12 protein-coding genes and 1 pseudogene are annotated in these 15,200 nt (G+C 70.7%); 6 read left to right on the plus strand and 7 right to left on the minus strand.

Annotated features, from left to right (window positions below):
- Nucleotides 1–88: 88 nt before the first annotated feature.
- Both IOD14_RS31590 and IOD14_RS31595 read left to right on the plus strand, forming a co-directional pair.
- On the plus strand, nucleotides 89–1,021 hold the full coding sequence (locus IOD14_RS31590) for an ABC transporter substrate-binding protein (protein WP_123988212.1): 933 nt from the start codon (nucleotides 89–91) through the stop codon (nucleotides 1,019–1,021).
- 336 nt (nucleotides 1,022–1,357) lie between these two features.
- Nucleotides 1,358–1,798, plus strand: a complete 441-nt coding sequence (locus tag IOD14_RS31595) for a cell division protein SepF (RefSeq protein WP_123988213.1) — start codon at nucleotides 1,358–1,360, stop codon at nucleotides 1,796–1,798.
- Between the two features lie 37 nt (nucleotides 1,799–1,835).
- Here the strand turns inward: IOD14_RS31595 and IOD14_RS31600 are convergent, their stop codons facing one another.
- Together IOD14_RS31600 and IOD14_RS31605 are read right to left on the minus strand one after the other, a co-directional pair.
- On the minus strand, nucleotides 1,836–3,008 hold the full coding sequence (locus tag IOD14_RS31600; protein ID WP_212672149.1) for an acyl-CoA dehydrogenase family protein: 1,173 nt from the start codon (nucleotides 3,006–3,008) through the stop codon (nucleotides 1,836–1,838).
- 98 nt (nucleotides 3,009–3,106) lie between these two features.
- Nucleotides 3,107–4,708, minus strand: coding sequence for an MFS transporter (locus IOD14_RS31605; protein WP_123988215.1), 1,602 nt, complete (start codon nucleotides 4,706–4,708; stop codon nucleotides 3,107–3,109).
- Nucleotides 4,709–4,969: 261 nt separating this feature from the next.
- On the opposite strand from IOD14_RS31605, the gene IOD14_RS44565 reads away from it, so the two are divergent.
- Both IOD14_RS44565 and IOD14_RS31620 read left to right on the plus strand, forming a co-directional pair.
- A complete protein-coding gene (locus IOD14_RS44565; RefSeq protein WP_249126112.1) occupies nucleotides 4,970–6,709 on the plus strand; it encodes a mannosyltransferase family protein in 1,740 nt (579 codons plus the stop codon).
- A gap of 238 nt (nucleotides 6,710–6,947) precedes the next feature.
- Entirely contained in the window at nucleotides 6,948–7,979 is a 1,032-nt protein-coding gene (locus IOD14_RS31620; protein WP_123988216.1) for a phosphatase PAP2 family protein, read from the plus strand.
- A 98-nt stretch (nucleotides 7,980–8,077) separates the two neighbouring features.
- On the opposite strand, the gene IOD14_RS31625 is transcribed toward IOD14_RS31620, so the two are convergent.
- Nucleotides 8,078–8,293: an I78 family peptidase inhibitor gene (locus tag IOD14_RS31625; protein WP_123988217.1), complete on the minus strand. Its 216-nt coding sequence runs from the start codon at nucleotides 8,291–8,293 to the stop codon at nucleotides 8,078–8,080.
- 367 nt (nucleotides 8,294–8,660) lie between these two features.
- Between IOD14_RS31625 and ctaD the strand changes: the two are divergent.
- Nucleotides 8,661–10,187: pseudogene (ctaD, locus tag IOD14_RS31630) on the plus strand (cytochrome c oxidase subunit I); the annotation flags it as partial.
- 43 nt (nucleotides 10,188–10,230) lie between these two features.
- Here the strand turns inward: ctaD and IOD14_RS31635 are convergent.
- A complete protein-coding gene (locus tag IOD14_RS31635) occupies nucleotides 10,231–11,283 on the minus strand; it encodes a YafY family protein (RefSeq protein WP_123988218.1) in 1,053 nt (350 codons plus the stop codon).
- 62 nt (nucleotides 11,284–11,345) lie between these two features.
- On the opposite strand from IOD14_RS31635, the gene IOD14_RS31640 reads away from it, so the two are divergent.
- On the plus strand, nucleotides 11,346–12,500 hold the full coding sequence (locus IOD14_RS31640) for an epoxide hydrolase family protein (protein WP_212672150.1): 1,155 nt from the start codon (nucleotides 11,346–11,348) through the stop codon (nucleotides 12,498–12,500).
- On the opposite strand, the gene IOD14_RS31645 is transcribed toward IOD14_RS31640, so the two are convergent.
- The 3 genes from IOD14_RS31645 to IOD14_RS31655 all read right to left on the minus strand — a co-directional run bounded on the left by IOD14_RS31645 (nucleotide 12,489) and on the right by IOD14_RS31655 (nucleotide 15,169).
- A complete protein-coding gene (locus IOD14_RS31645) occupies nucleotides 12,489–13,292 on the minus strand; it encodes a hypothetical protein (RefSeq protein ID WP_212672151.1) in 804 nt (267 codons plus the stop codon). The two genes, IOD14_RS31640 and IOD14_RS31645, sit on opposite strands and share 12 nt — an antisense overlap.
- A 70-nt stretch (nucleotides 13,293–13,362) precedes the next feature.
- Entirely contained in the window at nucleotides 13,363–14,655 is a 1,293-nt protein-coding gene (locus IOD14_RS31650) for an ABC transporter substrate-binding protein (protein WP_123988221.1), read from the minus strand.
- Nucleotides 14,624–15,169: a hypothetical protein gene (locus IOD14_RS31655; protein ID WP_249126114.1), complete on the minus strand. Its 546-nt coding sequence runs from the start codon at nucleotides 15,167–15,169 to the stop codon at nucleotides 14,624–14,626. Before IOD14_RS31655 ends, IOD14_RS31650 begins: the two co-directional genes overlap by 32 nt.
- Nucleotides 15,170–15,200: the final 31 nt, after the last annotated feature.

The following is a 15,200-nucleotide window of genomic DNA, read 5'->3' on the forward strand; positions in this document are numbered from 1 at the left end:
GCGGGGCGCCTTTCGCGTTCTCCTTCCTCGCCTTCACACGCGCCCTCCCCTCACCCGGCGTTTCCCGTCTCCAGGAGACCGCTTCACCGTGCGCACACTCACGCATGCCCGAAACACACTGATCGCCCCCTTCGCCCTCATCACCGCGGGCACCCTGCTCCTGACCGCGTGCGGTTCCGGCACCGACGACGCCACCACCGCCGCGGCCCGGTCCGACGCCGTTCCCACCACCGACGTCGTGTCCTCGATCAGGAAGGACGACACGGCGGCCGGGCTGCTGCCGCCCGGTACCACGAGCCTGACCCTCGCCGTCAGCGTCTCCGGCCAGCCGCCGGGCACCTCGATCCTGGACGACGGCAGGACCCTGGCCGGCCAGGACGTGGACTTCGCGAACGCGGTCGCCAAGGTCCTCGGCATCGGGCTGAAGACCGAGCAGGCGAGCTTCGAGGCGATCCTGCCGGCCCTGGACAGCGGCAAGTACGACCTCGGTGTGGGCAACTTCGGTGTGACCGACGAGCGCCGCAGGACGATCGACTTCGTCACCTACATCAACGACGGCCAGGGTTTCGCCACCCGCTCCGACAGCAAGCTCACCAAGGTCACGGACCTGACCCAGTTGTGCGGTCTGAACGTGGCGACGGGCGCGGGCACGACCTTCGAAGCCACGCTGGAGGACAACAAGCACCTGTGCAGGAAGCCGTACAAGGTGCAGACCTACAGCGAGCAGGGCGCCATCTGGTCCTCGCTCCAACAGGGCCGCAGCGACGTCGTGATGTCCACGATCAACGGCCTGCGTTACGCGGTGGCCCACCAGCAGGGCGTGAAGTTCCTCAACGAGTACCACCGCCTGGACGTCGGTTTCGCGTTCAAGAAGGGCACCCCGCTCGCCAAGGCCTTCCAGGCGGCGGTGAACGACCTCGTCGAGGACGGCTCCTACGCCCGCATCCTGAAGAAGTGGGGGACGACGGACTCGGCGATAGCGAAGTCCCGGATCTCGCCCCCGGAAGTGACACATCCTTAGAAAACTTTCCCCGAGCCGCCGACAGCGCGGCCCCGGCGATTCCGGCCATGGCGATTCGCCGTGGCCGGCACGTCGTTGAGCAGCGGTTTCGTCCGGCCGTCCGTTCACCCGTACGTCCCAGCCCTCACCCATACGCCGTGAAGAATCATATTTCACTCACAGTCAGCAGCCGTATGGGAAACGACCCTTGGGGTACCTGGGCTCTCGACGTATTCGCTGTGCACCAGTACCGTCACAAACCCCCCGCGCGGCGGCTATCCACTTGGCGCGCGATCCGCATCATGGATGACCATAGGGATACAGAAGCAAGAGAGACCGCTGTGAGAGGAGGCGTCCATGGGATCGGTGCGCAAGGCGAGTGCCTGGCTGGGCCTCGTTGACGACAACGATGACGAGCGTTACTACGACGACGACGGATACTCCGAAGGGACCGAGCCCGGGGATGCCTGGGTCACCGACCCCCGGGTCAAGGTGGCCTCGGACGTCGCCGAGGAGAAGGGCCGCCGGATCGGCACGGTGACTCCGGACAGCTTCCGGGACGCCCGCGCCATCGGCGAACTCTTCCGTGAGGGCGTTCCCGTCATCATGAACCTCACCGCGATGGAGGCCTCCGACGCCAAGCGCGTCGTCGACTTCGCGGCCGGGCTGATCTTCGGACTGCGCGGTTCCATCGAGCGCGTGTCCACCCGGGTGTTCCTGCTGACCCCCGCCAACACGGAGATCGTGAACGGCGATCCGGCCGCGCACCGCACGGACGGCTTCTTCAACCAGAGCTGAGGCAGGGCCGCTCGCCGGCCCTGCCCCGCGCAGGCTCTTACCGGAAGGCGTCCAGTCCGGTGAGCGCCTTGCCCAGCACCAGCTGGTGCATCTCGACGGTGCCCTCGTACGTCAGCACCGACTCGAGGTTCGTCGCGTGCCGCATCACGGGGTACTCGAGGGAGATCCCGTTGGCGCCGAGGATCGTCCGCGCCGTACGGCAGATCTCGATGGCCTCGCGGACGTTGTTGAGCTTGCCGAAGCTGACCTGCTCGGGACGCAGGCGGCCGGCGTCCATGCGTCGCCCCAGGTGGTGGGCGAGCAGAATCCCCTTGTGCAGTTCGACCGCCATGTCGGCGAGTTTGGCCTGGGTGAGCTGGAAGCCCCCGATCGGCCGTCCGAACTGTTCCCGTGTCTTCGCGTAGTCGACGGCGGTCTCGAAGCACGACCGTGCCGCGCCCATCGCGCCCCACACAATCCCGTACCGGGCGTGCGAGAGACAGCTCAGCGGCCCCTTGAGCCCGACGACCTCAGGCAGCACCGCGTCGGCGGGCAGCCGTACGTCGTCCAGGACCAGCTCACTGGTGACGCTGGCCCGCAGCGACCACTTGTGCTTGATCTCCGGCGCCGAGAAACCCGGCGTGCCGGCCGGCACCACGAACCCGCGGATCCCTTCGTCGGTCTGCGCCCACACGACGGCGACCCCGGCGACCGACCCGTTGGTGATCCACATCTTGCGCCCGTTGAGGACCCAGTCCGTGCCGTCCTTCTTGGCGTACGTCCGCATGGAGCCCGGGTCGGAACCGTGGTCCGGCTCGGTCAGCCCGAAGCAGCCGATGACCTCACCGGCGGCCATGCGGGGCAGCCAGGTCTGCTTCTGCTCCTCGCTGCCGAAGCGGTGAATCGCGTACATCGCGAGGGAGCCCTGCACCGAGACGAGGGAGCGGATCCCGGAGTCGGCGGCCTCCAGCTCCAGGCAGGCGAGCCCGTACTGCACGGCGGAGGCCCCGGCACAGCCGTACCCGCTGAGCGACATCCCGAGGGCGCCGATCTCCCCGAGTTCACGGGCGAGTTCCCTGATCCCCGGCAGCTCGCCCTTCTCGTACCAGTCGGCGACGTTCGGCAGGACCCGGTCGGCGGCCCAGGTCCGCACGGTCTCGCGGATCGCGAGGTCCTCCGGCTCCAGCAGGTCGTCGATGCCGAGGGGGTCGGCGGGGTCGAACGGGGGCATGGCACATCCTCCGGCGGGCGAGCGGCTCGAAACTAGCAACGCTAATTAAGTTTCCGTGGCCGACGGTACAACGCGGTCCCGCGCACAGCCAGACGCCGTCAGGCCGACACGCGCGACTGAGCGACCTCCCGCGGCGCAGGAAGCTCCACCGCGGCCGGGGCCTCACCGCACTGCATGGTGCGCGGCAGCCGCAGCGCCATCACCGCGCCCAGCAGCAGCAAGCCCGCACTCACCAGCAAGGTCACGTGCAGCCCGTGCACGAAGGAGTCCCGGGCGGCCCGGCGCAGGGCCACACCGGCGGGTCCGCCGAGGCGGGCGGCGACCTCGTAGGCCTCGCCGAGGGAGTGTCCGGCCGACCTGGACGCCGCGTCCGGGACACCGGGCACCCGCGAGAGGCCGGGTGTGTACGCGGCGTTCATCACACTGCCGAGCAGCGCGATCCCGATGCCCGCACCGAGCTGGTAGGAGGTCTCGCCGATCGCCGCGGCCCCGCCCGCCTGCTCCGGCGGTGCCTCGCTGAGCATCGACTCGTACGCCCCGAAGAGCGTCGTCTCGAGACCGAACCCGAGCAGCACGAAACCGAACACCAGCAGGCCCGTGTTGTCCGCGTCGCCCATCGCGGTGAGCAGCAGGACGGCCACGGCCGTGAGGCAGAACCCGGCGCTGACCATCCGGCGCGGTCCGAACCGGCGCAGCAGACGTGCCCCGGCGAGCCCCGCGGCCATGGCGGCGATCGTCAGTGGCAGCAGCCGCAGCCCGGTCTCCAGCGGGGAGAGGTCGAGGACCAGCTGGAGATACTGCGCCGCGATCAGTTCCAGCCCCACCAGGGCGAGCATCGCCAGGACGATGCAGCCGACCGAGGTGCTGAAGGCGGGGCGTGCGAACATCCGCAGATCCACCAGGGGATGCGTGAGCCGCCGCTGCCGCCGTACGAACAGGACGAGCAGTGCCGCGCCCACGACCAGGGGGATCGCGGTGAAGGCGTCGAGATCGCCGCCGCCCAGCCGCTTCACGCCGAGCACGAGGGCGAACAGGCCGGCGGCGGCCATCAGCGCGCCGACCACGTCCCAGGGACCGTCCCCGCTGCCCTTCGACTCGGGCAGCAGCAGCCGGCCCACGGGCAGGCTGACCAGCATCAACGGGATGTTGACGAGGAAGACCGAGCCCCACCAGAAGTGCTCCAGGAGGAAGCCGCCGAGCAGCGGACCGACCGCGGCTCCGACCGCGGCGACCGCGCTCCAGATGCCGATCGCCAGCGCCCGCTCACGCCGGTCGGGGAAGACCTGGCGGAGGATCGACAGCGTCGCGGGCATGATCATCGCGCCGCCGACGCCGAGCAAGGCACGCGCCAGGATCAGCACCTGGGCGGTGTCCGCGAGGGCGGCGAGAGCGGAGGCGACGCCGAACAGGCCGTAGCCGAGAAGGAGAACCCGTCTGCGGCCCACGCGGTCACCGAGCGTGCCGAACAGGATGAGGAGCGAGGCGCAGACGAGCGGATAGACGTCGACGATCCAGAGCAGCTCTATCGCGCCGGGCTTCAGGTCCTCGGTGACAGCGGGCACCGCCACGTGCAGCACCGTCGCGTCGAGGGCGACCAGGAGCAGGCTGACGCAGAGGACGACGAGGACGACCCAGCGGTTTGCACCGGCCCCGGCCGCCCGACGGCGCAGCATCGCAGCGGCCGTGGTCGTCCCGGACATGTACGTACCTCCCAGATGTTCCCTCGCGTTCGGCGGGCACATGGGGTGGGGACTCCCCATGATCTCGGCCGGAGAGGAGCGGTTGTCTCCGGCCCGCGCAGCGAACGGCGGGTGACACGTCAGCGTACGCGAGTTCGCGCGTCGGCCCAGTGGCGGACCTCTCAGACTTCGGACTGAACACGTGTGGCGTACGCCACTTTCCCTGCCTGTCGTCACGCCCCGACGGTCGGGCGCCTTGCGAGGGCGGTCGATAATCGGCCCGTGACCGATCTTGGAACGCGCACCGCACCGGCCCTGCGCCGAGCCGCCCCGGCGCTGCTCGGCTACGCGGCCGTGCGCGCCCTGGGCCTTCTCGCACTGGCCCTGTGGAGCGCCGCGCGCGACAAGAGCGCGTACACCCTCCTGACCGCGCGTTGGGACGCCCTCTGGTACACGAGGGTCGCGGAACTCGGGTACGGCTACGAGGTGCGGCTGCCGAACGGCGACGTCCACTCGAACCTGGCCTTCTTCCCGCTCCTGCCCTGGCTGGAGAGGCTGCTGTCCGCGCCGACCCCGCTGTCGTACGCCGACGCGGGCTTCGTGATCTCCCTGCTCGCCTCGTTGGCCGCGGCCTGGGGCGTCTTCGCCGTGGCGGATCATGTGTACGGCCGCCGGGCGGGGGTCTGCGCGGTCCTGCTGTGGGCCGTCCTGCCCGTCGGGATCGTCCAGTCGATGGCGTACAGCGAGTCACTGTTCACGGCGCTGGCGGCCTGGTCGCTGTACGCGGTGCTCACCGGCCGCTGGCTGACAGCGGGCCTGCTGGCCGCACTGGCGGGCCTGACCCGCCCGGTGGGGCTGGCGGTGGTGGCGGCGGTGTGGGCCGCGGCGATCACCGCGTTCCTGCGGGACCGCCAGCGCCGGGCAAGCCTCGCGGCCGCGCCCGCAGGACGACCCTCGCGAACCGCACCCCCCGAGGACCTGAGCACCCGGGCCGCACGAAAGCCGACGGACCCGGACCCCACGTCGTCCGCGAAAGCGGCGCCCCCACTCCCCCGCGCGCCACGAACCCCCGCCCCCGGCGCTGCCACGAATCCGCCCGAGACCCCCCACCCCGCCCGGGAACCGAGCTCCCCCGCCCCCGACACCGATCCGCTCGAAACTCCACTCGGAGCCACCCCGACCGCCCACGACCCGAGCCTCCCCACCCCCGCCACGAATCCGCACGGCACCACCCGGGCCGCCCACGCCCAGGGCTCCCCCCGCCCCGGCCCTTCCGTGCGGATCCCGAACCCGGCCGACGCCGACGGCGCCCGAGTCGCCGAGCACACACCCACGGGCGAAACGCCGTCCGCGGCCGGGCACACAGCGGATGGCGGCGATGCGGCCGGGCACAAGGCGGGCGTCGACGGTACGGACGGCCACACGCCAGGCGTCGACGGTACGGACGGCCACACGCCAGGCGTTGGCGGTGCGGAAGGGTCGACGCGCCCCCCGCGCACCGGCAGCCCCCTGGTCCTCCGCGCGGCCACCCGTCGCGCCCTGGGCATGGCCGTCGCCCCCCTCGGTGCCGCCGGCTACGTCCTGTGGGTCGGCCACCGCACCGGCAAGGGTCCGCTCGGCTACCTCGACGTCCAGGCCGGCTGGCGCAACGGATTCGACGGCGGGTACGCCTTCGCCCGTTTCGTCGGCGACAAGTTCACGTCGTTCCCGGCGGCCCTGGCCGGGATCGGGCTGATCGTCGGCGTCGGCCTCGTGGTGTGGCTGTACGTCACCTGTGTGCGGCAGGGCCAGCCGCTGCCCCTCCTGGTGTACGCGGGTGTCGTCACCGCGCTGGCCCTGTGCGCGTCGAGCTACTTCGGCTCGAAACCGCGCCTGCTGATGCCCGCCTTCCCGCTGCTGCTCCCCCTCGCCCTGGCCCTCTCCCGCGCAAGGACCCGCAGGTCAGCCGTGATTCTGGGGTCGATCGCCACCGCCTCCGCCCTGTACGGCGCCTTCTGGCTGAACGGCTCCGGTCCGCCCTGACCGACCCCGGAGCGTCGATGAGCGCCCGGATAATTCCGCCCCATGATTCGGTGAACGAATTCATAAGGGCCATAAAACCGCAACCCGGAATGATCAAAGGAATTGAAGGGTGCGGTCGCTCACCTTTGCGGAATCCCTGGAAATAAACCCCCTCCTGAGAGGAATCCCACATCACATCGTCATCACAAAGCCGCTGATTCGCCAGGGAACAGAGCTCACTCGCTGTAACGTCGATTGGGTGCGTACCGAACGAAACCCCACCCGTCTGGACCGGGTGTTCGCCAGACTGGACCGTGAGCCGGAACGACCGGCCCACCTCAGCGTGCCGAGGGCGAGCCGGCACCGGACCGTCCTGGTGATCGCTGCCCTGGCCTTCTACCTGGCGATCGTGTGGCTCGTGGTGACCACCTCCTGGCTGGTCCGCCTCGACTGGCAGGTCATGTTCTTCCGGCCGTACCAGCAGTGGGCGTCCATCCACTGGTTCGTCGACTACTACGTGGTGCTGGGCCAGCGCGGCCCGACCGCGGTGATGGTCGCGGCCTGGCTGGGCTGGCGCTCCTGGCGTCAGCACACCGTGCGCCCGCTGCTGACCCTGGGCACCTCGCTGCTGCTGCTGAACATCACGGTCGGCGCCGCCAAGTACGGCATGGGACGACTCGGACCGCACTACGCGACCGTCATCGGCTCGAACGAGATGGGCCTGGGCGGCGATATATTTCCCAGCGGCCACACCGCCAACGCGGTGGTGACCTGGGGAATCCTGGCGTATCTGGCCTCCACCCCGAGGGCCCGCCGCTGGCTGTCCGCGATCTCCGCGGTGACCTCGCTGGGCGTCGGCATGGCCACCGTCTACCTCGGTACGCACTGGCTGAGCGATGTCCTGCTGGGCTGGGTCGCGGGTCTGCTGATCCTGCTCGCGCTGCCCTGGTTCGAGCCGCTGATCGCCCGCACCGAGGCCTACGCCTTCGACCTGCGCGACCGCTGGCGGGCCCGCGGCGGCGCGAAGGCCCCGGCTCCGGTCACCCCTGTCACGGCGCCCGCGCCCGCCCGCCTCAAGCCGCTCACCGCCCCGCAGAACGAGACGGCGGCCCGCGAGGCCGCCGTACCGGCGCGCGGCCCCAGGTCACCCGTCCATCTGGCCCCGGGCCCGCACACCGCCCGCTCGGAGCGCACCCCGGTGACCCCGGTCGGCAGCCGCCGCCCGCCGCACCCGGACCGGACCGTGCGCGGCACACCGTCCCCGGCCACCCGCCCGGTGACCGGCGGCTGACCCGGCTCGACACCGGCGGGGCCGGTACGCACACCACCCCGCCCATGACGTGGGCCCCGGTCTCCCTCAGCGGGAGGCCGGGGCCCACGTCATGCGGTTCAGCCCTTCCAGGCCCGCGTCACGCGGCCGTCCTTCACCTCGAAGTTCAGCCGGCCCGCGCGGTACTCCATCGTGATGATCGCCCCCGGCGGCAGCGACCGGACCGTCGACCAGCCCCGCTCACGCGCGGTCCGCTCAGCGGCGGCGGAGTCGAGGCCGACGTAGGTGTCGGGGCTGTCCTGGGGTTCGGCGGGCGGTGTCGGAATGGGTGCCATGCCGCCACGCTAGGCCCTGCCCGGCGGCCGCGGAAGTCCGGATCACGCCCGCCTCCTGTCACGCTTCTGTCACAGGATCACACCACCCGTTTCCCTCGCGCTCCGTCACACGGACGGGCGTTTCCCTAGGCCTTCCGCGGGTATTCGAACGCCATTTCCGCGTGTCGTACGACTTCTCCGAATGTCCGCGTGAGAAGGCTTGTCGGAGAACTGGCCCGGGCCCCTTTGCCCACCGTTTCCGGACAGGGCCACGCAAGCTGACACCGCATAAGAAATACACGGTTCCGGCACAGAACCCCCTTACGCCCCCTGTCGCCGCGCACGACCGCGCGAGCATCATGGCGTGAGCCGAGCGAAGGGGCGAGCGATGGGGACGCAGACCGTGCACGCGACGGCAGGACCCGTGCGGACCAAGGGGCACGGGCGAGTGGTCGTCGACTGGTTGACCACGACCGACCACAAGAAGATCGGTCACCTCTATCTGATCACGTCGTTCGTGTTCTTCCTGATCGGCGGGGTCATGGCCCTGCTGATGCGCGCGGAACTCGCCCGGCCGGGGTTGCAGATCGTGGACAACCAGCAGTTCAACCAGTTGTTCACGATGCACGGCACGATCATGCTGCTGCTGTTCGCCACCCCGAGCTTCGCGGGCTTCGCCAATGAGCTGATGCCCCTCCAGATCGGCGCCCCGGACGTGGCGTTCCCCCGGCTGAACATGCTGTCGTACTGGTTCTTCCTGTTCGGCGGCCTGATCGTGCTGGGTTCGCTGCTCGTGCCGTCCGGTCCGGCCGCCTTCGGCTGGTTCGCCTACGCACCGCTGAACGACTCCGCGCACTCCCCCGGCGTCGGCCCCGACCTGTGGATCATGGGTCTCGCGCTGGCCGGCTTCGGCACGATCCTCGGCGCGGTCAACTTCATCACCACGATCATCGGGATGCGCGCGCCCGGCATGACGATGTTCCGGATGCCGATCTTCACCTGGAACACGCTGTTCACGTCGATTCTGATCCTGATGGCGTTCCCGGTGCTGGCGGCCGCCCTGCTGGTCCTGGAGGCGGACCGGCGCTTCGGCTCGCAGGTCTTCGAGGCGGGCAACGGCGGGGCGCTGCTGTGGCAGCACCTGTTCTGGTTCTTCGGGCATCCCGAGGTGTACATCATCGCGCTGCCGTTCTTCGGGATCATCACGGAGATCATCCCCGTCTTCAGCCGCAAGCCGATCTTCGGTTATCTGACGCTGGTCGCGGCGACGATGTCGATCACCGGTCTGTCGATCGTGGTGTGGGCGCACCACATGTTCGTCACGGGCGCGGTGCTGCTGCCGTTCTTCTCCTTCATGAGCTTCCTGATCGCCGTCCCCACGGGGGTGAAGTTCTTCAACTGGACCGGGACGATGATCAAGGGGTCGCTGTCGTTCGAGACGCCGATGCTGTGGGCGACGGGCTTCCTGGTGACGTTCCTGTTCGGCGGCCTGACGGGCGTGCTGCTGGCCTCGCCGCCGCTGGACTTCCACGTGTCGGACACCTACTTCGTGGTGGCGCACTTCCACTACGTCGTGTTCGGCACGGTCGTCTTCGCGATCTTCGGTGGGCTGTACTTCTGGTGGCCGAAGTTCACCGGGAAGATGCTCGACGAGCGGCTCGGCAAGATCCAGTTCTGGACGCTGTTCGTCGGCTTCCACACCACGTTCCTGGTCCAGCACTGGCTCGGCGCCGAGGGCATGCCCCGCCGGTACGCCGACTACCTGGCGGCGGACGGCTTCACGGCCCTGAACACCGTCTCGACGATCGGCGCGTTCCTGCTCGGCGCCTCGACGCTGCCGTTCCTCTACAACGTCTGGAAGACCTCGAAGTACGGCGTGGCGGTCGACACCGACGACCCGTGGGGCTACGGCCGCTCCCTGGAGTGGGCCACCTCCTGCCCGCCGCCGCGGCACAACTTCACGACACTGCCCCGGATCCGCTCCGAGTCCCCGGCGTTCGACCTGCACTACCCGGAGTACGCGGCGCTGATTCCGCAGCCCGAGCCGAAGAGCGAGCAAGCGAGCGAGCAAGCCGGTCATGAGCCGTCCTGATCGTCTCGGTCAGCTCGGCGGGCTCCAGCACCTCGAACTCGAAGCCCGTCATCATCACGTGGATCACCATCACGTCGAGGCTCGACGCCCCGGTGCGCAGGATGCAGCTGTCGGGTCCCTCCGCCTCGAGCACCCCGGCGCTCGGTGAGATGCGCTCGGCGGCCCGTTCCTTGGGCACCAACAGTCGCACGACCGCGTGTGAGGCGTACGCGCGCGTGGAGACCCCTCGCGAGACGTAGGCGGCGAGGTCCTCGGCGGGCGGGGTGCGCGGCGCGAACCGGGGGCCGTGCGGCGGCTTCGGGGTGATCCGGTCGGCACGGAAGGTCCGCCAGTCGTCCCGGTCGAGGTCCCAGGCGACCAGGTACCAGCGCCGTTCGGTGCACACCAGGCGGTGCGGTTCGACGGTACGGCGGCTGGCGCTGCCGCCGTGGTCGCTGTACTCGAAGCGCAGTCGCTCGGCGTCCCGGCAGAGGTTGGCGAGCTCGGTGAGGACTCCCGGGTCCACGGCATTCGGTTGCGGTCCGCGCAGCATCGGCACGGTGAAGGCGTTCAGGGCGCCCACGCGGCGGCGCAGCCGGCTCGGCAGGACCTGCTCCAGCTTGGACAGGGCCCGTACCGAGGTCTCGCCGATGCCCTCGATGCCCTGTCCGGCGGCCGTGCGCAGGCCGACGGCGACCGCGACGGCCTCGTCGTCGTCCAGGAGCAGCGGCGGCAGTTCGGCGCCCGCGCCCAGCTGGTAGCCGCCGCCGGTGCCGGGGCTGGCGTTGACGGGGTAGCCCAGTTCGCGCAGCCGGTCCACGTCCCGGCGCACGGTGCGCGGGGTGACGCCGAGGCGGTCGGCGAGGTCCGCGCCGGACCATTCGCGGTGGGCCTGCAGCAGCGAGAGCAGGCGCAGAAGTCGTGCCGAGGTCTCCAACATGATGCCGAGTCTGCCAGTCGTTGCGGACAGAAGCTGTCCGCAAGCCTCCCTACCTTGGACTCATGGCAGACAACAGCGCGACCGCAGAGAACCGTGAGATACGTCCCTTCCGGGTCGAGATCCCGCAGGCGCAGCTCGACGACCTGCACACCCGTCTGGACCTGACCCGCTGGCCGGACGAGCTCCCGGAGGCCGGCTGGGAGTACGGCGCCTCCCTGCCGTATCTCCGCGATCTCGCCGCGTACTGGCGCGGCGCCTACGACTGGCGCAAGCAGGAGTCCGCCCTCAACGAGCTCCCGCAGTACGTCACCGAGATCGACGGCGCCCAGGTGCACTTCCTGCACATCCGCTCCGCACGGCCGGACGCGCTCCCGCTGATCCTGACGCACGGCTGGCCGGGGTCGGTGGTGGAGTTTCTCGGTGTGATCGGCTCGCTGAGCGAGGACTTCCATCTGGTGATCCCGTCCATCCCGGGCTTCGGCTTCTCCGGGCCGACGCGCGACAAGGGCTGGAACGTCAACCGGGTCGCCCGCGCGTGGGCCGAGCTGATGCGCAGGCTCGGTTACGACCGCTACGGCGCCCAGGGCGGCGACCTGGGCGCGCTGATCTCCCCCGCGCTCGCCCGGATCGCGCCGGAGTCCGTCGTCGGCGTCCATGTGAACGCCGCCTCGGTCGGCTTCATCCCGCTCGGCCCGGTCGACGAGGCGGCGCGGGAGGGGCTGACCGACCGTGAGCTGCGGAGCCTCGCGAGCATCGCCGAGTTCACCACCGACGGCTTCGGCTACAACGCCCTGCAGTCGACCCGCCCGCAGACCCTCTCCTACGGGCTCACCGACTCGCCCGTGGGGCAACTGGCGTGGATCATGGAGAAGTTCCAGGCGTGGACGCACTCCTCGGCCGCGCTGCCGGAGGACGCGATCGACCGGGACACGCTCCTGACGAACGTGATGCTGTACTGGCTGACCGGCACGGCCGGTTCCGCGGCCCGTATGTACTACGAGAACAGCCATGTCCCGGACTGGTTCCCGACGCAGACCTCCGGAGTGCCGACCTCGGTGGCCAACTTCGGCGAGGACGTGGCGATCCGGCGCTGGGCCGAGCAGGTCAACACCGTGGTCCGCTGGACGGAGTTCGACCGCGGCGGCCACTTCGCGGCCCTGGAGGTCCCCGAGCTGCTGGCCGGTGACGTCAGGGAGTTCTTCGGCTCACTGCGGTGAGAGGCATGCGGTGACGGACACCGACAGGTCGTTGTCCCGCGTGTAGTACGGCCCGGCCTCCACCGGGCCGTACGCCGTCTCCACGCGCACGCGTGGGTAGGTGAACACGGGCTTCTTGTCGGCGATGTCGTCGAGCAGCCGCGCGATCCGCACCCGCGGCCCGTGCTCGCCGTGCGGCCTGAGCCACAGGTCCCAGACTCCGGGGCCGAGAGCCGCGTACGCCACCGAGAGGCCGAACCGGGTCTCGTCCACGGCGACTTCGCAGCGGCGGGCGGGGCCCGGGGAGTGCCGGGGGCGCACCTCGGCGCGGGCGCCGGGGGCGAAGCCGGTGCCGAACAGCCGCCCGCGCACGGTCAGTCCGGCACCCTGGACACGTACTTCGCCCGCCTCGGCGTGCGGGGCGCGCAGCCAGCTGCGGACCGTGAGGTTGCCCTGCCGGGTGGCGTAGGGGATGCGGACGGCGACATGGCCGCGGGAGCCGCTCGGGGTGCGGGCGGCGAGTGCGCGCAGGTCGGTGGTGCCGGGCGCGAGGCGCAGCGGCTCGTCGTCGGCCACACACGCGTACGCGTCCCAGCGGCCCTCGGGCAGGGCGACCGTGCTGGGCAGCGCGGCGCGCAGCCGCCCGTCGCCGGCCGGGGCCAGCGGCAGCCCCACTTCCTCGTGCCGGTCGCGCCGGCGCAGCACCAGATGGGCCGTACCGCTCGCCCCGCCGGCGGTGACGTCGAAGGTCAGTCCGCCCGCGGAGTCGGCGACCCAGTCGGCGCGCAGCTGTACGCCCTGCCCTGCGGGCATGGTCCTCCCGTGGTTCATGGTGTCCGGTTAGACCGCCGTACGCCCCCGTTGGTTGCCCGCCGGCGGTGACTCACTGCTGATAGGGCAGTTGCGGAACGTCGAAGCAGGTGCGCTCCATGTCGCCCTGGGCCACCCAGCCCCGCCCGTCCTTCCAACGGGCCACCGACAGACAGGTTCTGCGGGACTCGGGCGGCTCGGCCAGGCGCTCGAACCGGACGGGGACGAGCAGGCCGCGAGCGGTGTAGTCCTGGCTGCGGTTCATGAAGGCGTCGACGCACGCGCGCGTGACGCCCTGTGGCGCACAGGACTTCGCGGCGTCCGTGAACCACATCGCGGCCGCCCAGCCCTCCAGCTGCCACTGGGAGTGCGTCCGCAGCCCCTTCGTCGTGTCCCTGAACTCCCGTACGGCCGCGTTCGCGGTGTCGTCGAAGTTCCGGCTGGATCCCGTGGCCCACAGGGCGTTGCGGCAGCGCGGGGCGTCCTTGTAGTCGTCGGGGACGGTGGACGTCCAGTTCTGCACGTTGGTGACCTTGGCGGTGACCTCGACGCCGGCCTTGTCCATCGCCTCGCACAGCTGGGCGTTGCCATGGCTGTCCACGGCGTCGAAGACCAGGTCGGCACCCTGCTCCTTCAGATCGGCGGCAACGGCACGGAAGTTGGGCAGCGCGAAGTCGACCTGCTCACTGACGACCTTGTAGCCCTCGGCCCTCAGACCCTGCTCGACGAGCCGGGCGTAGGCGGCGGACGCGGCCTGGTTGTACGACACGACGGCCGCCGTACGGGCTCCGTGCTCGCGCTTGAAGTAGCGGTAGACCTCGGTGCCGCCGTACTGCTTCCCGCCCCAGCCGGTCGTGCCGTCGCGGGGCGCGAGGCTGCCGTAGATGCCGTAGAGGTGCGGCCAGGTGTCGTAGGCGGCGCCGATGGGCTGGCCGCCGATGTCGGGCACGCCCGCGTGGGAGACGCGGGAGGCGCCCGCGTAGTCGAGGGCGGTGGTCGCGACCAGGGCGACCACCTTGTCCTCGTCGATCAGCCGGTGCACACAGGTGTTGTTGCCGACCCCGCTGCCGCCGTCGTCGCACTCGCGCACCTCGATCCGGCGGCCGTCGACGCCCCCGCGCGCGTTGAGGCGCTCGAAGTACGCCTTGGCGCCGTCGCGCGGGCCGGTGAAGGCGCTGCCGCCGACCGGGCTGGTGGCGCTGGTGACGATCCCGACCCGGATCGGCGTGCCGTCCGCGGCGGGGGTCGCGCGCTCCCGGTGCTCGAAGTCGCTCTCCGGCAGCCGGCTGCCGCACGCCGTGGCCGACGCCAGCAGCAGGACCGCGAGGGCGGCCTCAGCAGCCCGGAAGCGCCGACGCCGTGGCATTGCCGCTCAACTGGACCAGCGCGCACAGGGTGTTGACCGACACCTTCCAGGTGCCGTCCTGTTCGACCGCCGTACCGGAGGCGTCCGGCAGGGCGGTGGCGCCGTTCAGCATCAGGGTGTACGTCACGTCGGCCGCGTCCGGCTCGGTGAACACGACCTTGGTGACCTTCGCCTGCACCTGTCCGCCGCGCTGGTCACCGCTGAAGGCCTGGAGGACGGGCCCCATCTCGGCGCCGTTCTCCAGAACGGCCTGCTTGTCCTTGGTGGAGGTCTTCGGGTCGAAGAACTTCTCCCAGTTCGTCCTGACCTCCCGCTGGGCGGCGGCCGCGTCGGCGGGTCCGCTCGGTGACGGGGCGGCGGAGGACGAGGGCTGCTCCACGGAAGGCGTCGGCGGCGGGCTCTCGCTGCCGCCGCCGCTGTCGTCGCTGCACGCCGTGAGGGCCGCGGCGAGGACGAACCCCACCACCAGCCCCCGGCTGCCGTTCCCCCACGTGCGGTCGCTCCCGAGAACCATCTGGCTCACCACCGGGTGTCGGTCCGGGCCA

It is taken from the genome of Streptomyces sp. A2-16 (assembly GCF_018128905.1).
Lineage (GTDB): Bacteria > Actinomycetota > Actinomycetes > Streptomycetales > Streptomycetaceae > Streptomyces.